Source organism: Arsenophonus endosymbiont of Aphis craccivora (assembly GCF_013460135.1).
Lineage (GTDB): Bacteria > Pseudomonadota > Gammaproteobacteria > Enterobacterales > Enterobacteriaceae > Arsenophonus > Arsenophonus nilaparvatae.
In genome coordinates this window covers 2275980-2295444 of the sequence record NZ_CP038155.1, presented here as the reverse complement: position 1 = coordinate 2295444, position 19465 = coordinate 2275980, and the positions used below count along the sequence as shown (strand labels likewise).

Below are 19465 nucleotides of genomic sequence, written 5' to 3'. Positions count from 1 at the left end.
CCAAATAGCAAATGTAGCGAGAATTTTTTTAAATCAGTTAATTTCGGCTGGATCTTGAATCAATTGGCTGGCTGTTAGATAATCATCCCTTGTCAAGTGAAGTATTGCTGCTTCCTGCGTCTATTGATTGGCATGTCGGCCTGGAGTTAGAAATGAGTAATGATACTGCACTGCCTATACAGTTTACTGATGCTGCAGCGAATAAAGTTAAAGCGTTGATTGCGGATGAAGAAAATCCCAATTTGCGTTTGCGCGTCTATATTACTGGTGGAGGCTGTAGTGGTTTTCAATATGGTTTCACCTTTGATGATAAAATGAATGAAAGTGATTTAACGATTGAAAAGCAAGGCGTCGAACTAATCGTTGATCCTATGAGTTTACAGTATCTGGTTGGCGGTTGTGTTGATTATATTGAAGGATTAGAAGGGTCACGGTTTGTGGTAACCAATCCAAATGCGAAAACAACTTGTGGTTGCGGTTCTTCATTTAGTATTTAATCGCTTAACTTACTAAGGGTAATTAATAACCCTTAGTATAGGGATCTAGCCTAAGTGGTTGTGAATAGCTCATTTACGGCTTTGGCTTGAGTTAGCTAAATTAGCCAGCATAGTTTGCACCAATAGGCTTGACTGACGAGCCGCGACAGGCAAAAATTCCTCAAACGAGAGATGGGACTCTTTATCAGCGACATCAGAAATTGCACGCACAACAACGAATGGGATATCAAATTGATAACATACATGACCAATTGCGGCGCTTTCCATTTCAACAGCGATGGCAGTAGGAAAAGTTTGGCGAATATAGGTTAGCTCTTTCGCGCCATTAATAAAGCTATCACCACTACAAATCAAACCGCGAACAGCATGTAAATCTAATTTTTCAATACACTTTTCGGCCAGTTCTTGTAATTTTTTATCCGCTTTAAATGTGGCTGGACATTGTGCCATTTGGCCTGGTTGGTAACCAAAGGCGGTGATATTGACATCATGATAGCAAACTTCAGTTGAAACCACGATATCACCAACCTGCAAAACAGGTACTAACCCACCGGCGGAGCCAGTGTTAATAATAAATTCAGGGGCAAAATGTTCTATTAGTAATGTTGTCCCCATTGCCGCAGAAACTTTACCAATGCCTGATTTTAATAATGCGATATCAAGATCATCAAATTTTCCGCAGTAAATTTCGCAGCCAGCCTGTGATAATGTCAACTGAGCATTGATTTGCTCGCACAATAATGCCACCTCTTGCTCCATTGCACCTATTATTGCAACTTTCATTGTGTCATACTCATAGTTGATTAATTAGACATGTTGTCAGATCCGTGCAATTGTAACATTGAAAAGAGAAAAAAAGTTAACTGTGATCCATTAGCTGGGGATATTTCATCATCGGGAGGGGAAATGTCCAAGATTGATTTTAGGCAAAAGCTCAATTTTCTTCGTAAATATAGTGATTACAATGTTGATGCAAAGAATGAGGAACAAGTTAATCGTCAATTTGAAAGTGATCGAGGGCGCATTATTAATTCTGCCGCAATACGCCGATTACAACAGAAGACTCAAGTCTTTCCTTTAGAACAAAATGCGGCGGTTCGAAGTCGTTTGACGCATTCGTTAGAAGTGCAGCAAATTGGCCGTTTTATTGCAAAGACTGTGATAAGCCAATTGAAAAAAAAGAAATTGCTGGCAACTTATGGTCTCTTTGAGCGCCTTGATGCGTTTGAAAGTTTGATTGAAATGGCATGTTTAATGCATGATATTGGCAACCCACCTTTTGGTCATTTTGGTGAAGCCGCCATTAAGAGCTGGTTTTCAACATTACTTGACGCTGAATTTGTTTCTACTAAATCAAAGGCTATAGATCAATGCCAAATTAATTTTCTACAACTAACAAATGAATCTAACAAGGATTTGCTTCGTCGCCAATTACGTATAGATCTTTGTCAATTTGAAGGTAATGCTCAGGGACTCAGAATGATCCATCAATTATTAAAATTGAACCTGACTTATGCTCAAATTGGCTCAATCTTAAAATATACTAAAGGTGCTTATCAACTGGATACAATCCCTAAAGATTTTGATTATTTAACTAAAAAACCGGGCTATTATTGGTCAGAAGATAGTTTTATCAAAGAGTTGTATCGTCGATTGGATATGAAGCCATATTGTCGTTTCCCGCTTTCCTACATTATGGAAGCGGCAGATGATATCTCTTATTGCATTGCCGATTTGGATGATGCGGTAGAAAAAGGTATTTTCAGTGTTGATAAGCTGTTGGAATATTTACGGCAAGGTTGGTTGGCAACAGTTAAAAAAGCAAAAGGTGATTTATTTGAACAGACAGTAGAAAAAGCTTACAAAAGTATTAATCACAATGAAACAAGACGTAGCAAGCAAGATCAATTTTTTATGTATCTTAGAGTTAATATTATTAGTAAATTGGCGTCGTATAGTGCTCATCGTTTTATTAAACATTTAGCTGAAATTTATGCCGGACGTTTTAATAGTGCCTTATTAGAAGATAAAAGTGATGAACATCATCTCTTGGAGGTATTGAAAGGAGTTGCCTATAAATATGTATTTACGCACCCGGAAGTTGAACAATTAGAATTACAAGGTTATCGAATAATTAGCGGTTTGTTAAACTTTTATCGCCCATTATTATTAATGCCACGTGCTGATTTTACCCAGCTTTATCAAGATAAGTATCACAAGAAGTATTTCATTGAAACACGTCTATTGCATAAATTATCTACTAAACATTGTTTAGCTTATGGTGAAGCTATTGAAGGAATTTGCACTACTGATGAGACAGAAAAAGATATATTAGAATTTTATTACCGCGCTCGTCTTATACAAGACTATATTAGTGGTATGACAGATCATTATGCTTATCAGGAATATCGAAAATTTACTGTGAAAAATTAAAAAATGTTATGTTATTAAATTAAATAACGAAAATAAGCATTACTTAAATATATAGATTGGAAAATATTTTAAGTAATGCTTTAGAATAAACATATTAATTAAATATCGAGTTAAGGTCTGATAAGTGAAAAATGTTTTGAACTTAAAAACCATTGTAATCTAAATTATTCTATTTATATAATTAAAGTGATTTTGATAACATTTATTATTAGAAATTAGATAACAATTTAGTTATAACATTATTGAGCAATATTATATTGGTTTATTTTATTTTGAGAATTTATGTCATTGTTTTTTATTTTTATTATTTTTACAAAAATAAATAAATCTATTGCTTTATTTATTTAAATTACAAATAATTAATAATTTAATGGTGGATAATCTACATCAATTGCTTCGATATGTGATACTATTCTTCATCCTCATTGATAAAATGAATAAAGTGAACTTAATTTTCCGATAATATATGAGATGACAGTTTCTTTATTAATAGAATAACAAAATTTTATACCTTTAATGGGCTTTGTTGAATAAATCGAACTTTTAGGTGATTGGCGGATCTGATCGCTAAATTCGTTTCAACATCAGTTCCCCATGGCAAAGCAAAAGTTTAAAATTACCAACTGGCCCGCGTACAACAAGGCACTCAGACAACGCGGTTCCCTGACGGTCTGGCTTGATGAGTCGGCCATCGCTGGATGGACTGACAGTTCTTCGCCTGAAGGTCGTGGCCGGCCGCTTTACTACAGCGATATGGCTGTTACCACTGTCCTGATGATGAAGCGTGTGTTTAACCTGTCGCTCCGGGCATTACAGGGCTTCGTTGATTCGATTTTTAAACTCATGTCTTAGCCGCTGTGCTGTCCGGACTACTCGCTGGTCAGCAGACGGTGCTTATGACGCCTGTTACTGCCACGACGCGTTGCTAAGAAAGAAAATCAGGCCCCTTATCCCGCCGCGAAGCGGAGCGAAATACTGGCCGGACAAGTACCATGAACGTAACCATGCGGTGGCGAATCAGCGTCTGAGCAGGAGTAATGATATGTGGAAAAAGAAAGTGGATTATCACCGGCGTTCAGTGGCAGAAACAGCGATGTTCCGCATAAAAACTTTGCTGGGTGGCCATCTGAGGCTGCGTGACTATGAGGCTCAGGTAGGTGAAGCAATGGCGATGGTCAAAGCGCTGAACCGTATGACGTTGTTGGGTATGCCACACAGCGTCAGGATCGGATAACAGGTGTAGCAGAGGGAGCCATCCTGTCGGCTAATTCTGATTTATTCAACAAAGCCCCTTTAATTATATGGTACAATTTTATTCTTCAAAGCAGCGTAAAGTTAAATCCGATAATTTGACAGTAATAGCTGAAAGTCTTGATGTTAAGGGTCAAGGTGTTGCGCATTATCAAGGAAAAATAATTTTTATTACTGATTTACTTCCTGGTGAGCAAGCACAGATTCAATTTACAGAAGAGAAAAGGCAATTTGCCACGGCAAAAGTGAGCAAACGATTGACTGATAGTCTTGATCGGGTGGCGCCTTTTTGTCGTCATTTTGGCATCTGTGGTGGTTGTCAACAACAACATGTGACGCCGGCTCTTCAACGTGCTGCAAAAATCAGTAGGTTAGAATATTTATTTCAACGTGAAACGGGCAGTGCGGTAAAATCATTGCCAGTTATTACCGGTAGTGAGTATGTATATCGCCGTAGAGCGCGGTTTGGTCTTCAATACCAGCATGCAGAGCGTCGTTTACGCATGGGTTTTCGTCAGAGCCAATCAAATGTGTTAGTGGAACTGAAAATGTGTCCTGTGTTACAGCCAGAACTAGAAAAATTATTACTTCCTGTTGCTGACTGTTTAAACAAATTGGCAGCAGTTAAACATTTAGGTCATGTTGAGCTTTTTAATGCAGATAACGGCGTGAGTGTTATTTTGCGTCATCTTAAGCCGTTAACTACTAATGATAAAATATTATTAACTGCTTTTGCCAGGCGCTATAATCTCAATGTTTATTTGGTTGATAATAGTGCCAATCGGCTTAAACTTGTTAGTTTGGCAAGTAATGATAGTGAGCCTTATTATTCTATTGAGAATGTGAAATTGACATTTGATCCACAGAATTTTATTCAAGTAAATCCTGAAATTAATAAAAAAATGGTTGCTCAAGCGTTGGATTGGTTAGCGCTTGAGCCGCAAGATAGGGTTTTTGATCTATTTTGTGGCATGGGTAATTTTACCTTACCTATTGCACGTCATGTTAATGCTGTTGTTGGTGTTGAAGGCGTCGCTGAATTGGTGGCGCAAGGACGGTTTAACGCTAGTTTAAATCAATTAACCAACGTTGAGTTTTATCAAGCTGATCTCGAGTTTGACATAGACTGTCAACCTTGGGCAAAAATGGTCTTTAACAAAATCTTATTAGATCCTGCACGCGCCGGTGCTATGGGCGTAATGCCACATATTATCAAATTTAAACCAGAACGGGTGGTCTATATCTCCTGTAACCCAACGACATTAGTAAAAGATAGTCAACAATTACTTACAGCCGGTTATCAACTTATGAGTGTCAGGATGTTAGATATGTTCCCGCATACTAGTCATCTAGAGTCTATGGCACTTTTTTGTCGCGATTTAAGCAAATAGGCAAGGAAAGATTATGGTTGCAATTAGAAGCGCTCATTTGACATCTGCAGGAGAATTTGCCGTTGATAAGTGGGTTGCCAGTCTCAAACTTACCAACAATGACTCAGAACAAAAGTTAATTGAACTTTGGCATTACTGCTATAGCAAAGTTCAGCAACATGAACATCGTCAATTACTGCTATGGCGTGGCATCGAGATGGGAGAAATCCTGTCAACATTAAGCATGGATATCGATAGTCTGCGTGCGGCAATGCTGTTTCCTTTAGTTGATGCCAAAATTGTCACTGAGGAAATTATTAATATTGAATTTGGTAAATCGATTCACGGATTGGTTAAAGGTGTGATGGAGATGGACGCCATTCGCCAATTGAATGCTAGCAAATTAGGCGAAAAAAGTTCTACTCAGGTGGATAATATTCGTCGGATGTTGCTCGCTATGGTGGAAGATTTTCGTTGCGTGGTGACTAAGATCGCAGAACGTATTGCCCATTTACGCGAGGTAAGGGAACGCTCTGAAGAAGAAAGAGTCTTAGCAGCAAAAGAGTGCTTAAATATATATGCGCCTTTGGCCAACCGTTTAGGCATTGGGCAATTGAAATGGGAGCTAGAAGATTTCTGTTTTCATTATTTACACCCGGATGAATATAAAAAGATTGCTGAATTACTCTATGAACGTCGTATCGATCGTGAACGCTATATTGATGATTTTGTTTCGTCACTGCGACATTTTATGCTACAGGAAAGTATTACCGCAGAAATTTATGGCCGCCCGAAACATATATATAGCATCTGGCGGAAGATGCAAAAAAAATACCTGGCCTTTGATGAACTGTTTGATGTGCGCGCTGTGCGTATTATCGTTGAACGTTTACAGGATTGTTACGCTGCATTAGGTATTGTGCACACTCATTTTCGCCATTTACCTGATGAATTTGATGATTATGTTGCTAACCCTAAACCGAATGGCTATCAATCCATTCATACTGTGGTGTTAGGGCCAAATGGTAAAGCGATTGAAGTACAAATCCGGACCAGCCAAATGCACGAAAATGCTGAATTAGGTATTGCCGCCCATTGGAAATATAAAGAAGGTGCGGTAATAACAGGCAAAGGCAGTAGCTATGAAAATCGTATTGTTTGGTTAAGAAAATTGATAGCCTGGCAGGAAGAGATAGCTGATTCAGGGGAAATGCTTGATGAGGTTCGTAGCCAAGTTTTTGATGATCGCGTGTATGTTTTTACACCTAAAGGTGATGTCATTGATGTGACTGCTGGCTCAACCACACTTGATTTTGCCTACCATATTTATAGTGATGTCGGTCATCGCTGTATTGGCACTAAGATCAGCGGCCGGATTGTTCCTTTTAGTTATCACTTACAGATGGGAGATCAAATTGAAATTATTACGCAAAAATATCCCAATCCTAGCCGTGACTGGCTCAATCCAAATTTAGGCTATGTTACGACAAACCGCGGTCGCGCTAAGATCCACAATTGGTTTCGTAAGCAGGATCGTGATAAGAATATCCAGGCAGTGCGACAAATATTAGATAACGAACTTAATCAACTGGCGATAAGTATAAAAGAGGCGGAAAAGTTGTTATTAACCCGCTACAACGTTAACTCATTGGATGAAGTGCTGGCAGGTATTGGTGTTGGTGATATTCGTATTAATCAACTAGTAAATTTTTTACAGAATAAGTTTAGCCAAACCACTGCCGAAGAAGCAGACCGTGCCGCGTTAAAAACACTGGAGTCTAAAATATCCTCTATCCGCTTGTCAGTGAAAGATAGCGGTAGAATTGTGGTAGAAGGGGTTGGCAACTTGATGCACCACATTGCTCGTTGCTGTCAGCCAATTCCTGGTGATGATATTGTTGGTTTTATTACTAAAGGTCGAGGGATTTCGATCCATTGTATCGATTGTGAGCAACTGATCGAGCTACAATTGCATGCACCAGAAAGAATGGTCGATGCTATTTGGGGTGAAAACTAAGCTAGTGGTTATTCATTAGGATTGAGAATTATTGCTAATGATCGTAGTAAGTTATTAAGAGATATTACGACTATTCTTGCTAATAAAAAAGTAAATGTTTTAAGTGTTAGTAGTCGTAGTGATGTTAAACAACAATTGGCGACTATCGATTTAAATATTGAAATCAATCAGTTACCTTTTTTAGGTCGTATTTTAGCGAAATTAAATCAACTCCCTGATGTATTTGAGGCTAAACGTTATATTAAGTCGTAACTATAACATCATGTTTTAGCAAGCGGCGCATTGATAGGTTTTTGAACTTTATTAACTTCGGATGGAAATAATATGCAAACGGACTCAGCTGCAATAGAACAATTGTTATTTATTATGACTCAGTTACGTGATCCTGAACATGGTTGTACATGGGATAAAGTGAAATCTTTTGCAACAATAGCGCCTTATACGCTGGAGGAAACTTATGAAGTTGTTGATGCTATTGAACGACAAGATTTTGCTGCTTTAAAAGAAGAATTGGGTGATTTACTGTTTCATAGTGTCTTTTATGCCCAGATTGCAAAAGAACAAAAATTATTCGATTTTAATGAAATCTGCCAAATCGTCAGTCAAAAATTAATATCACGTCATCCTCATATTTTTGCTGGACAATCGATTATTAATATCGATAAAGCAATATATGATTGGGAAAAAAATAAAGTTAAAGAACGGGCCGCAAAAAATCAGCATTCAGTTTTATATGATATTCCACAAGTACTGCCGGCATTAATGCAAGTCAACAAAATGCAAAAACGCTGTGCGGCTGTCGGTTTTGATTGGGACAAATTTGCCCCGGTATTAGCCAAAGTTCATGAAGAAATTGAAGAGGTTTTGGCAGAAATAAATAAGTCTGAACCGAGCCAATCACATATTGAAGAAGAAATTGGTGATTTACTTTTTGCGGTGGTTAATTTATCGCGCCATCTTGGCCATGAACCTGAATTAGCATTACAAAAAGCGTGTCGTAAATTTGAACACCGTTTTCGCCGAGTAGAAAAACTGATCTTAAACAAAGGCGGTTCATTAGAAAATGCTACACTAGATGAAATGGAAAAACTTTGGCAACAAATTAAAAAAGAGTGATTATTATTTTTAGCTGAATGGATTAAGTATTAGTTAGGATGTTATAATCGAGCAGCTATTTATTGACAGGAATTTGCATAAGCTAATTCTTGATATTGAAAGATTATTGATGAAAGTTAACCTTAATAGGTTTAGAACATTTGTAGCAGATTTAAGGTTAGGGTATACTGCTTTCCCGTCCTGTTATATTCATCGTCTTTTACACCTAAATTTTCAGGTTTAGCATGAAAACAAATTATATTTTTGTAACCGGCGGGGTAGTATCCTCTCTTGGCAAAGGCATTGCCGCAGCTTCTTTGGCTGCTATACTTGAAGCGCGTGGACTGAATGTTACTATTATGAAACTGGATCCTTATATTAATGTTGATCCAGGCACGATGAGCCCAATCCAACATGGAGAAGTTTATGTCACCGAAGATGGTGCAGAAACTGATCTTGATCTGGGCCATTATGAACGTTTTATTCGTACTAAAATGACACGCCGTAATAATTTCACAACCGGTCGCGTATACTCTGAAGTATTGCGTAAAGAGCGTCGTGGTGATTATTTGGGCGAAACTATTCAAGTTATTCCTCATATTACTGATGAGATCAAAAACCGGATTATTCGTGGCGGAGAAGGCCACGATATCGTGTTGGTTGAAGTTGGTGGCACAGTGGGCGATATTGAATCTTTACCTTTTTTGGAAGCAATTCGTCAATTAGCGGTTGATGTTGGTCGTAAACACACTCTTTTCCTGCATCTTACTTTAGTGCCTTATTTACCTGCTGCAGGTGAAGTTAAAACCAAACCAACTCAACATTCAGTAAAAGAACTTCTTTCTATTGGTATTCAGCCAGACGTGCTAATTTGCCGTTCAGATCGGGTTATTCCAGTTAATGAACGGTCAAAAATTGCGCTTTTCTGCAATGTACCGAAAGAAGCAGTTATTTCATTAGAAGATGTTGATTCAATTTATAAAATTCCTGCGTTATTGAAATCCCAGCAGCTAGATGATTATATTTGTAAGAAATTTGAACTTACCTGCCCAGCAGCTGATTTGTCTGAATGGGAACAGGTTATTGATGCGCAATCCAATCCGGTAGGTAAGGTAACTATTGGCATGGTAGGTAAATATATAGAGTTACCTGATGCTTATAAATCGGTTATTGAAGCGTTAAAACATGGCGGTTTAAAAAATCGTTTAACAGTGAACATCAAGCTGATTGATTCTGAAGATATTGAAGCTCGTGGTACCGAACTATTAAAAGAACTTGATGCTATCTTGGTTCCAGGTGGTTTTGGTGAACGTGGTGTCGAAGGGAAAATTATGGCAGCTCGTTATGCACGTGAAAATAATATTCCTTATTTGGGTATTTGCCTGGGAATGCAAGTTGCTCTGATTGAATATGTCCGTCATGTTGCTGTTATGAAAGGGGCAAACTCAACAGAATTTGCGCCAGATTGTCCATATCCGGTTGTTGCCTTAATTACGGAATGGTCTGATGACAGTGGTAGTATTAAAGTTCGTAATGAGAAGAGCGATCTTGGCGGTACGATGCGAGTAGGTAGCCAATTATGCCGTTTAGAGAAAGGTAGTAAAGTCCGTGAGTTGTACAAGAGCGACACAATTATGGAGCGGCATCGCCACCGTTATGAAGTCAATGGTAAGCTTTTGGCGCGTATTGAAGAAGCGGGTTTACGTATTGCAGGACGCTCAGCGGACAATAAGCTGGTGGAAATTATCGAGGATCCTAACCATCCTTGGTTTGTCGCTTGTCAGTTTCATCCTGAATTTACTTCGACACCAAGGGATGGCCATCCGTTATTTGCTGGTTTTATTAAAGCCGCAAAGGAATATCAGCAAGGCCAGCTGAAAAAAGATATGGGCTAATGGTATTAATTTGTTACCATTGGCTGAAATTTAACTTGTACTGAGGAAAATTTAATGTCCAAAATCGTTAAAGTAATCGGGCGTGAAATCATCGACTCCCGTGGTAATCCGACTGTTGAATCAGAGGTTCATTTAGAAGGCGGATTTGTTGGTTTAGCAGCGGCACCATCTGGTGCATCGACCGGTTCACGAGAAGCATTAGAGCTACGTGATGGTGATAAAGATCGCTTTTTAGGTAAAGGTGTTTTGAAGGCAGTTGCAGCAGTAAATGGCCCAATTGCTGATGCATTGATCGACCAGGATGCCAAAAATCAGGCTAATATCGATAAAATCATGATCGAATTAGACGGTACAGAAAATAAATCTAAATTCGGTGCTAATGCGATTTTGGCTGTTTCACTGGCTAATGCAAAAGCGGCTGCGGCAGCGAAAGGTATGCCTTTGTATGAGCATATTTCTGAATTGAATGGCACTCCGGGTAAATTCTCTATGCCTTTACCAATGATGAATATTATCAATGGTGGTGAACATGCAGATAACAATGTTGATATTCAAGAGTTTATGATCCAGCCAGTGGGCGCAAAAATCTTGAAAGAAGCAGTTCGGATGGGATCAGAGGTTTTTCACCACTTGGCAAAAGTGTTAAAAGCCAAAGGGATGAATACAGCGGTCGGCGATGAAGGTGGCTATGCGCCAAATTTAGAATCTAATGCCGCAGCTTTAGCCGCAATTAAAGACGCCGTTGAAGCAGCAGGCTATGAGTTAGGTAAAGATATTACTTTAGCAATGGATTGTGCCGCCTCAGAATTTTACAACCAGGAAACGGGTAATTATGAGCTGAAAGGTGAAGGTAAAACTTTTACTTCACAAGAATTTACCCACTATCTAGAAGAATTGACCAAACAATATCCTATCGTTTCTATTGAAGATGGTCTTAATGAGTCAGATTGGGATGGTTTCGCCTACCAGACTAAAGTGTTAGGAGAAAAAATTCAGTTAGTTGGTGATGATTTATTCGTTACTAATACCAAGATTTTGCAAGAAGGCATTGAAAAAGGAATTGCTAATTCTATTTTAATTAAATTCAATCAGATTGGTAGCTTAACCGAAACTTTAGCAGCAATTAAGATGGCAAAAGATGCCGGCTACACTGTGGTTATCTCACATCGTTCAGGTGAAACTGAAGACGCTACAATTGCAGATTTGGCAGTAGGAACAGCAGCGGGCCAGATCAAAACAGGTTCAATGAGCCGTTCTGATCGAGTTGCTAAATATAATCAATTAATCCGTATTGAAGAAGTGTTAGGTGAAAAAGCGCCTTTTAATGGTCTAAAAGAAGTTAAAGGCCAGGCTTAAATTTACTGTTATTGATTAATCATATATTAAAGGCGAGAGACTTATTGTTATCTCGCCTTTTTTATTAATAGTCCTTGGATTTCTTTTATGCTTTTATTATGGCTTAATAAGGCAACTGTTTATTAATATTATCAATTTATCGATCATGGTTGCCGGCCAAGAATTAGCGATCCTGAATTTTCAAATAGACTATCACCGCGTAGGGAAAAATTTTGTGCGATCAGCGAGCCGTGTAATTGGATATTATTATTTTTGCATGAATAACTATTACTACATTGATAAGGGTGGCTTTCCAGAATAATATTTTGCCCTTTGACAGTAGTCTGCTGGCTAAGTTTAAGCTGACTATGGTGTAAATAAGTTAGATTAGTATCCGGTTTGATTAGGTGCTTAAGTTTAATGTTAGCTTGGCGCAGGCTATAAGATATTGCGCCAGTTGCGGCAAGGTAGTGTTGTTGTGCAGCCTCCAGGGTTATATTATTGTTGATGATAATTTTATCAGCAAAAAGATTAACTTTAGCAATATTAATTTTAGCCTCAATATTCGCCAGATTGTTGATGGACAAGGAATTTTCTCTATCATCAGTTAAATTAATGCTGCTACCTATTGTGGTAATGAATTTTAGACTTTTCAGCTGTTGTAACGTTTTTTTCGCTGGGATTTCCAGTTTACCTGCGATAAGCGACAGACTTTTGACATTATCTGTTTTACCATTTTTCCAACTGATCCCATTAGGATTGGTAATAATCAAATCTGCAATAGTTCCTTTAATGCCGATAGTGCCTTGTAGATTAGAGTGCTTATCGCTAGTAATTTCTGCGATAATAATCTTAGCCGCTGTATTGTCTAGTATTGGATTTGATTGGATATCATTATTAAAGCTAATGCCACTTTGAGTGAAAGGAAGTTCAGAAAATGTATTGTATGAAATGCCATTTTCTAGTGGTTTTGCAATATCAACAAAGCCTGTATTTGATTCAAATATAGGAGTTTATCATTTTACCGATAAACAAAAATTAATGGAGTTTTTTAATCAACTTGCTGCTATCTATGCGGTGAAAAAACAGGTAGATGGAAACTTTACTTTTGTTATGGGAAGTTTTATTAAAAAGAGTCACATTATTCATCATCAAAATGAGCAGAAAGAAAAACAGTTAAATCGTTTTTTTGTTAATGATAATGAAATTTCGATTATTGCATTAACTAAACTGACTAATAGTCAACAAAAAATAAAAATTGATGAAAAAATATCATTAAAATTTATTACCGTGGATGAAAAAACACGAACAACTCAGTTAGAAATTATCAACCATAAAAAAAATTTAATAAAAAAATTAAATTAACTATCGATAGCCTATCTGCGGATGAAATAAAGCATTTTATCTAACAACATAAACAAGATTTAGATAAATATCAGGGTAAACGAATATATTTAAATAAACGCAACGGCCATTATGATGTTTATCGTAATTCTTATCAGCAGAATATTGCTATGTTGCAACAAAATATTGTTAGGGGAAAAAACAGTTAATAACAACTATTTGACCATAAGACCAATTGCTGATTTTAATATAACTCTGGTTAATCCCGGTTAAATTGTTTACCAACGCCATCTTCTTGAAGGTGTAATTATTTCTGGTAATGGGATATCCCATGGTGCGGTAGGAATTTTATCAACCAATTGGCAGTCATGCTCCAATCCAATCGGATAAAAGTGTTTTTTACGCCAATTGGCAAGCAACCTATCATAAAATCCGCCGCCCATACCTAATCGTTGTCCTTGTTTATCAAATGCGACTAATGGCACGAACAGAATATCTAACACAGAATATCTAACTGTGCTATTGGCATCACATCCATAACATTAAGTGCTGGTTCATCGATATGAAAGCGATTTTTTATCAGTTGAGTGTCAGGGCGATAGTGTAAAAACAGTAGTTGATGGCGATTGAAGGGATGCAAAACAGGTAGATAAACTTTTTTTTTGTGTCCAAAGTTTTTTAATTAATAGATGAGTATTGATTTCACCATCAAATGAAACAAATAACGCCAAATGGGAGGCAGATCGGATAAGCTCGTGTTCTAACACCAGGTGAGTTATTTTATCTGCTGCGCTATTTTGTTGTTCGCATGTTAATTGTCGACGATATTGGCGAACTGTTTGCCGGATAATTTTCTGTCGTTCGACTAGATTATTAGACATAAAATTGGGAATTATTAATTTGGCAGCAATAAAATAAGACGGTTTTTTATAATTGTATCATTCAACTTTTATTGACTGAAGCATAGTATATTTAAATGGTAACACTGTGAGTATAAAAGTAAGCTCATTGAGGACCTCCAAGATGCCGTTGCGGGCTGTAACCCTTGAACCCTTGGTTCAAGGTGAACGTAGTATCGTTAACTTTAGGCTTCCTAGTGGCTAGGCTTTCCCTAGCTGACCAGGCATGCACACCATAAACAGATATCCACATTCTAAGTGATTTGAAATATCGGCTCAGGGGACTGACCCGCTGACGAGCATCTCAGAGAATTCTAAACTATATCTTAGTATCTATTGTATGAAAGTAAATACAGAAAGCAACCTATTCTTACTCTATTTTGGTACCAATGTTGTTTTATTCATCGGTTTTATTCTAACGGAGTAATTGTTCGTCCAGTAATGCGCGCTTGCTCTTGCAATGCCTGTTCGATCGTATGTTGCAATACACGGATTTTTTGTTCCATATTATCAGTGTAGTCCTGAGTTTTGATTTTTTCTTGCGCCAGTTCATGACAAATGTTTAAAGCGACGATAAAAAGAAGTTGCTCGGTATTTGTGACACCAGTTCGATTTTTTAGATCTTTTAGCCGTTGCTCTAGCTCAGCCGCAGACGATTTTAAGGCATGTTGTTGTTCTTTGGGGCAATTAACCCTTAATGTTCGTCCCAAAATTTGAATATCAACAGGTTGTGTAGACATTATACCTTCCTGATTATGTGGGGAGACGAAATAGACAAGTAATATTTCGCTGCCCATAATTCTATTGATGCTATCAGAATAATTATGAGTAATATATGTGCAATTTGTGCACTTATCTAGTATAGCGACCGTCCTTGATGGTAGCATATTACATATCAATATTATTAACTTAACTGAGCAGACATGCCAATACAGAAATCTTTACCTAATTATCAAACTCTTGAGCTACTATTGCAACAACAGAAAGTTGCTTTAACAGCCGCAGAAATGCACGGCTTAATTACGGGCCTAATTTGTGGCGGTAATCACGATTATAACTGGAAAAAGTCAATTAATGAACTAACCAATGATGGATTAGCTTTTTCACAGATATTAACTAATCCACTCAGTGAGCTTTATGACTTTACATTTGCATCTTTAGATAATAATGATTTCATTTTTAATTTGTTGTTACCTGAAAATGATAAGGTGTCTGAGCGAGCTGATGCCTTAGCCGGTTGGGTTAACCATTTTTTATTAGGCTTGGGGGTTACTCAACCTAAGTTGATGGAAAAAAAAGAATTAAAAGAAATTGTTACGGATTTACGCAATATTGGTATGTTGGGTTATGACAAAAATGACGATCAAAATGAGTTAGAACAGGCTTTGTAAGAGATCATTGAGTATGTTAAGGTCGCAGTTCAGCTCTGTTTTATTGCCTTTATGGAGGTAAAAGATAGGCGAATGAAAGCAAAAAACGATAAACTAACATTACATTGATAGGCATAATATTCTCACCTATTTTGTTGTTAATCGCTCGCGGGAGAAGGCATGACTCAACAACCATTTATATCTCGTCGCCATAAGTTATTAAAAAAAATGGCACCTGCCAGCGCGGCTATTTTTTTTGCCGCTCCATCTGCTTTGCGAAATGCAGATTGTGAATATCCCTATCGGCAACACAGTGATTTTCTCTATTTAACTGGTTTTAGTGAACCTGAAGCAGCGTTAGTTATTATTAAATATAATGAAACCTCTAGTGAGAGCATACTATTTAATCGTGTGCGTGATCAAGCTATGGAAACCTGGTTTGGTCGTCGTTTAGGCCAGCAAGCCGCGATTGCAAAGCTGGGCGTGGATCGGGCATTACCGTTTGCCGAAATTGGTCAACAACTTTATCAATTATTGAATGGTTTAGCCGCTATTTATCATGCGCAAGGTGAATTTGCTTATGCCGCTCAGATTGTTGGTGCAGCACTTAATCGGTTAAGGCAAGGTAGTCGGCAAAAATTAAAAGCTCCATCTACTCAAATTGATTGGCGGCCAATGCTGCACGAAATGCGATTATTTAAATCACCTGAAGAACTCACTCTAATGCGTGAAGCTAGCAAAATTTCTGCTGATGCACACCTTAGAGCAATGCAAACCTGCCAGCCTGATATGTATGAATATCAGCTGGCTGCAGAAATTGAACATCAGTTTGCCAGTCAAGGCGCAAAATCGCCTGCTTATACTACCATTGTCGGCAGTGGGCAAAATGCATGTATTTTGCATTACACCGAAAATGATGCCGTGATGAAGGCAGGGGATTTAGTTTTGGTTGATGCCGGTGCAGAATATCAAGGTTATGCCAGTGATATTACACGTACCTTTCCAGTCAATGGTAAATTCAGCCCACCGCAACGTGAAATTTATGACATTGTATTTATGGCACTAAATAGCGCTTTAACTTTATATCGACCTGGGGTCACTATTCATCAAGTGATGGCGGCGGTGATAAAGATTAAGATCGAAGGTTTAATTAAGTTGGGTCTTTTGCAAGGCGAGCTAGACAAACTGATCGAAAGTAAAGCTCATTTGCCTTTTTTTATGCATGGTTTAAGTCACTGGTTAGGGCTTGATGTCCATGATGTTGGTGACTATGGAAACAATCGCGATCGTCCGTTAGAGCCGGGTATGGTATTGACCGTTGAACCGGGGCTTTATATTGCACCGGATGCTAATGTGCCTGAAGCTTATCGAGGAATTGGTATCCGTATTGAAGATGATATTGTGATCACTGAAGAAGGTAATGAAAACCTGACAGAAGCTGCTATTAAAGATCCTGATGAGATAGAAGCACTGATGGCAGCAGAAAAGTAGGCAGGGGATTAGAAAAGATGAAAGTAATTATTGTTGGCGGTGGTATGACAGGTGCGTCATTAGCACTTGCTATTTCGGCCTTCAGTCAGGGAAAGGTTCAAGTTTCATTAATTGAAGCAAGGTTACCTAATAAGGCACATCCTGGTTTTGATGCCAGAATAATTGCACTGGCTTATGGCACTTGCCAACAGTTTAATCAAATTGGTGTCTGGCACGGATTAAAAAAGTATGTGACGCCAATTACTAATATTCATGTTTCTGACTATGGCCATGCTGGCGCGGTAAATATGTATGCCAAAGATTATTCCCTTCCTGCACTTGGTTATGTTGTCGAATTGCAGGATGCAGGAAATTACTTATTTGAGCAGTTTAAAAAAGCGCCGAGTGTTGAATTATATTGTCCAGATGAAGTTATTGCTGTTGAGCGCACAATTGAGCATGTATCAGTCAAATTAACGAGTGGTAAAGTATTAACCGGGAAATTATTAATTGCTGCTGATGGCAGCGATTCCATGATAGGTAAAATCAGTCAAATTGAATGGCAGCGCGCGTCATACCAACAATGTGCAATTATTGCTAATATTTTAACTAGCCAAGTACCACAGGGTCAAGCCTTTGAGCGTTTTACCCAACATGGTCCGTTGGCAATGTTACCTATGTCTAAAGGGCGTAGTTCGTTGGTTTGGTGTCACCCATTGGAAAACCAGCAGTCTATTATGCAGTGGAGTGATGACCAATTTATGACAGAATTACAAAAATGGTTTGGCTGGCGGTTAGGTGAAATTAAGGCCGTTAGTGAGCGTTACTTTTTTCCATTGTTACTTTCGCAAGCGAAAAGATTGATTAGCCATCGATTGGTTTTAGTTGGCAATGCAGCACAAACTTTACATCCTATTGCTGGTCAGGGGTTTAATCTTGGTATGCGTGATGTCATGATCCTTGCCAATATAATTAGTGAAGTAGCCAATCATGGTGGTGATATGGGAGCTTACTCGGTTCTTATGCAGTATCAAATGCAGCGTCATGATGATCGTCAAAGCACCATAAAGTTAACCGATAACCTGGTTCATTTATTTTCCAATAATCATCTAATTTGTGCTATCGGCCGTAATGTTGGATTAATGGCAATGGAAACACTACCACTTATGCGTGACATTTTAGCCCACCAAGCAATGGGACGATCGTTTCATCTCTAGCTATTTAAGAAGGAATATTTTCACTATGCAATCGTTTGATGTGGTTATTGTGGGTGGTGGTATGGTTGGCCTTGCTCTGGCTTGTGGATTACGGGGTTGTGGGATGAGGATTGCTGTTATTGAAAATTCTCCTGTGCAACATCAATTTGATCCGCAACAAGCGCCTTCACTCAGAGTGTCTGCCATCAATGCAGCAAGCCAAAAATTACTCGATTATTTAGGTGTTTGGCAAACTATCGTGCAGAAACGAGTTGGTAGTTATAAGCAAATGGAGGTTTGGCAGCAAGATAGTTTTGGTCATATACAATTTGATGCCCAGCAGCATTATTTACCTGGTCTCGGATATATCATTGAAAATTCGATTATTCGTGGATCATTATGGCAACAGGCTCAATCAAGCAAAGATATTACTTTATTAACAGACAATAGGTTGCAAAAAGTTGTTTGGGGCGATAATGAAGTATTTATGACTTGTGATAATGAGCAAATGTTGACGGCAAGGTTGGTAGTTGGTGCTGATGGTGCTAAATCATGGTTAAGGGAAAAAGCGGATATTCCGCTTAGCTTCTGGGATTATGAACATACGGCATTGGTAGCCACCATTCGAACTGAGATGCCCCATATGCTAACTGCTCGTCAATCTTTTCATAACGATAGCATTTTAGCTTTTTTACCGCTACAGGATCCTCATCTTTGCTCAATTGTTTGGTCATTACCGGCAATGCAAGCGAATAGACGCTTGAATTTAGAGGTTTCTGCATTTGAAAAAGAGTTAAGTGTAGCTTTAGATATGCGCCTAGGTTTTTGTCAGTTAATTAGTGAACGTCAGATTTTTCCACTTATTGGCCAGTATGCGCGAAATTTTGCCGGTCAACGTATTGCTTTATTAGGTGATGCTGCTCACACGATACATCCTTTAGCAGGTCAAGGAGTAAATTTAGGTTTTATGGATGTTGCAGAGTTGATGGGACAATTACGGCGTTTGAATAGCGCAGGTAAAGATATTGGGCAGTATTTTTACTTACAAAGTTATGAACGTAAACGTAAACATAGTGCTGTACTGATGTTGGCTAGTATGCAAGGGCTCCGGCAATTATTTGATGGCAATAATCCAGTCAAAAAAATGGTTCGTGATGTTGGATTACTGTTGGCTCATACACTACCAGGCATAAAACCAAAATTGTTAAGCTATGCGTTAGGAGCACATGATATGCCTGAATGGTTAGCAAAAGTCACGACAAATTCATCAGAAATAGTGTAACTTATCGGTGC

Annotated in this window: 14 protein-coding genes, 1 other RNA gene and 4 pseudogenes; 14 read left to right on the top strand and 5 right to left on the bottom strand. The window is 38.2% G+C overall.

Features of this window, described 5'->3' with window-relative positions:
• Nucleotides 1–152: 152 nt before the first annotated feature.
• Complete coding sequence (erpA, locus tag E3U36_RS11630; protein ID WP_180817649.1) at nucleotides 153–497, top strand: iron-sulfur cluster insertion protein ErpA; 345 nt, start codon at nucleotides 153–155, stop codon at nucleotides 495–497.
• A 69-nt stretch (nucleotides 498–566) separates the two neighbouring features.
• Here the strand turns inward: erpA and mtnN are convergent, their stop codons facing one another.
• Nucleotides 567–1280, bottom strand: a complete 714-nt coding sequence (gene mtnN / locus E3U36_RS11625) for a 5'-methylthioadenosine/S-adenosylhomocysteine nucleosidase (protein WP_180816625.1) — start codon at nucleotides 1278–1280, stop codon at nucleotides 567–569.
• A 123-nt stretch (nucleotides 1281–1403) separates the two neighbouring features.
• On the opposite strand from mtnN, the gene dgt reads away from it, so the two are divergent.
• The 8 genes and pseudogenes from dgt to eno all read left to right on the top strand — a co-directional run bounded on the left by dgt (nucleotide 1404) and on the right by eno (nucleotide 11914).
• Nucleotides 1404–2930, top strand: coding sequence for a dGTPase (gene dgt / locus E3U36_RS11620; protein WP_180816624.1), 1527 nt, complete (start codon nucleotides 1404–1406; stop codon nucleotides 2928–2930).
• Between the two features lie 594 nt (nucleotides 2931–3524).
• Nucleotides 3525–3779: pseudogene (locus E3U36_RS12840) on the top strand (transposase); the annotation flags it as partial.
• Nucleotides 3754–4164: a transposase gene (locus E3U36_RS12835; protein WP_238337462.1), complete on the top strand. Its 411-nt coding sequence runs from the start codon at nucleotides 3754–3756 to the stop codon at nucleotides 4162–4164. The pseudogene E3U36_RS12840 and the gene E3U36_RS12835, both read left to right, overlap by 26 nt.
• 67 nt (nucleotides 4165–4231) lie before the next feature.
• Nucleotides 4232–5572 (top strand): 23S rRNA (uracil(1939)-C(5))-methyltransferase RlmD, encoded by a 1341-nt coding sequence (gene rlmD, locus E3U36_RS11610; protein WP_180816623.1) that lies wholly within the window; start codon nucleotides 4232–4234, stop codon nucleotides 5570–5572.
• Between the two features lie 13 nt (nucleotides 5573–5585).
• A pseudogene (relA, locus tag E3U36_RS11605) lies at nucleotides 5586–7820 on the top strand (GTP diphosphokinase).
• Between the two features lie 72 nt (nucleotides 7821–7892).
• Nucleotides 7893–8684, top strand: a complete 792-nt coding sequence (gene mazG, locus E3U36_RS11600) for a nucleoside triphosphate pyrophosphohydrolase (protein WP_180816622.1) — start codon at nucleotides 7893–7895, stop codon at nucleotides 8682–8684.
• 224 nt (nucleotides 8685–8908) lie between these two features.
• The gene (gene pyrG / locus E3U36_RS11595; protein ID WP_180816621.1) at nucleotides 8909–10558 is read left to right on the top strand and encodes a glutamine hydrolyzing CTP synthase; all 1650 of its coding nucleotides are present in this window, start codon (nucleotides 8909–8911) and stop codon (nucleotides 10556–10558) included.
• Nucleotides 10559–10612: 54 nt separating this feature from the next.
• Nucleotides 10613–11914, top strand: a complete 1302-nt coding sequence (gene eno, locus E3U36_RS11590; RefSeq protein ID WP_180816620.1) for a phosphopyruvate hydratase — start codon at nucleotides 10613–10615, stop codon at nucleotides 11912–11914.
• Nucleotides 11915–12057: 143 nt separating this feature from the next.
• Here the strand turns inward: eno and E3U36_RS11585 are convergent, their stop codons facing one another.
• Complete coding sequence (locus tag E3U36_RS11585) at nucleotides 12058–12846, bottom strand: two-partner secretion domain-containing protein (RefSeq protein WP_238337562.1); 789 nt, start codon at nucleotides 12844–12846, stop codon at nucleotides 12058–12060.
• On the opposite strand from E3U36_RS11585, the gene E3U36_RS11580 reads away from it, so the two are divergent.
• The gene (locus E3U36_RS11580) at nucleotides 12812–13258 is read left to right on the top strand and encodes a hypothetical protein (protein WP_180816619.1); all 447 of its coding nucleotides are present in this window, start codon (nucleotides 12812–12814) and stop codon (nucleotides 13256–13258) included. The two genes, E3U36_RS11585 and E3U36_RS11580, sit on opposite strands and share 35 nt — an antisense overlap.
• 257 nt (nucleotides 13259–13515) lie before the next feature.
• On the opposite strand, the pseudogene E3U36_RS11575 reads toward E3U36_RS11580, so the two are convergent.
• The 3 genes and pseudogenes from E3U36_RS11575 to zapA all read right to left on the bottom strand — a co-directional run bounded on the left by E3U36_RS11575 (nucleotide 13516) and on the right by zapA (nucleotide 14876).
• A pseudogene (locus E3U36_RS11575) lies at nucleotides 13516–14118 on the bottom strand (5-formyltetrahydrofolate cyclo-ligase).
• A gap of 130 nt (nucleotides 14119–14248) precedes the next feature.
• Nucleotides 14249–14450: non-coding RNA, 6S RNA (ssrS, locus tag E3U36_RS11570), on the bottom strand.
• Between the two features lie 96 nt (nucleotides 14451–14546).
• Entirely contained in the window at nucleotides 14547–14876 is a 330-nt protein-coding gene (zapA, locus tag E3U36_RS11565; RefSeq protein ID WP_180816618.1) for a cell division protein ZapA, read from the bottom strand.
• 183 nt (nucleotides 14877–15059) lie between these two features.
• On the opposite strand from zapA, the pseudogene E3U36_RS11560 reads away from it, so the two are divergent.
• The 4 genes and pseudogenes from E3U36_RS11560 (at nucleotide 15060) to ubiI (ending at nucleotide 19454) form a co-directional block, all read left to right on the top strand.
• Nucleotides 15060–15635: pseudogene (locus E3U36_RS11560) on the top strand (YecA/YgfB family protein).
• Between the two features lie 51 nt (nucleotides 15636–15686).
• The gene (gene pepP, locus E3U36_RS11555; RefSeq protein WP_180816616.1) at nucleotides 15687–16997 is read left to right on the top strand and encodes a Xaa-Pro aminopeptidase; all 1311 of its coding nucleotides are present in this window, start codon (nucleotides 15687–15689) and stop codon (nucleotides 16995–16997) included.
• Nucleotides 16998–17014: 17 nt separating this feature from the next.
• On the top strand, nucleotides 17015–18193 hold the full coding sequence (gene ubiH, locus E3U36_RS11550; RefSeq protein WP_180816615.1) for a 2-octaprenyl-6-methoxyphenyl hydroxylase: 1179 nt from the start codon (nucleotides 17015–17017) through the stop codon (nucleotides 18191–18193).
• 25 nt (nucleotides 18194–18218) lie between these two features.
• Entirely contained in the window at nucleotides 18219–19454 is a 1236-nt protein-coding gene (ubiI, locus tag E3U36_RS11545; RefSeq protein ID WP_180816614.1) for an FAD-dependent 2-octaprenylphenol hydroxylase, read from the top strand.
• The last annotated feature ends 11 nt before the right edge of the window (nucleotides 19455–19465 follow it).

What these genes read in the sequence shown, in the direction of transcription:
- zapA (WP_180816618.1), bottom strand. Translation starts at nt 14,876, where the DNA reads ATGTCTACACAACCTGTTGATATTCAAATTTTGGGACGAACATTAAGG.
- eno (WP_180816620.1), top strand. Translation starts at nt 10,613, where the DNA reads ATGTCCAAAATCGTTAAAGTAATCGGGCGTGAAATCATCGACTCCCGT.
- mtnN (WP_180816625.1), bottom strand. Translation starts at nt 1,280, where the DNA reads ATGAAAGTTGCAATAATAGGTGCAATGGAGCAAGAGGTGGCATTATTG.
- erpA (WP_180817649.1), top strand. Translation starts at nt 153, where the DNA reads ATGAGTAATGATACTGCACTGCCTATACAGTTTACTGATGCTGCAGCG.
- dgt (WP_180816624.1), top strand. Translation starts at nt 1,404, where the DNA reads ATGTCCAAGATTGATTTTAGGCAAAAGCTCAATTTTCTTCGTAAATAT.
- rlmD (WP_180816623.1), top strand. Translation starts at nt 4,232, where the DNA reads ATGGTACAATTTTATTCTTCAAAGCAGCGTAAAGTTAAATCCGATAAT.
- pepP (WP_180816616.1), top strand. Translation starts at nt 15,687, where the DNA reads ATGACTCAACAACCATTTATATCTCGTCGCCATAAGTTATTAAAAAAA.
- pyrG (WP_180816621.1), top strand. Translation starts at nt 8,909, where the DNA reads ATGAAAACAAATTATATTTTTGTAACCGGCGGGGTAGTATCCTCTCTT.
- mazG (WP_180816622.1), top strand. Translation starts at nt 7,893, where the DNA reads ATGCAAACGGACTCAGCTGCAATAGAACAATTGTTATTTATTATGACT.
- ubiH (WP_180816615.1), top strand. Translation starts at nt 17,015, where the DNA reads ATGAAAGTAATTATTGTTGGCGGTGGTATGACAGGTGCGTCATTAGCA.
- ubiI (WP_180816614.1), top strand. Translation starts at nt 18,219, where the DNA reads ATGCAATCGTTTGATGTGGTTATTGTGGGTGGTGGTATGGTTGGCCTT.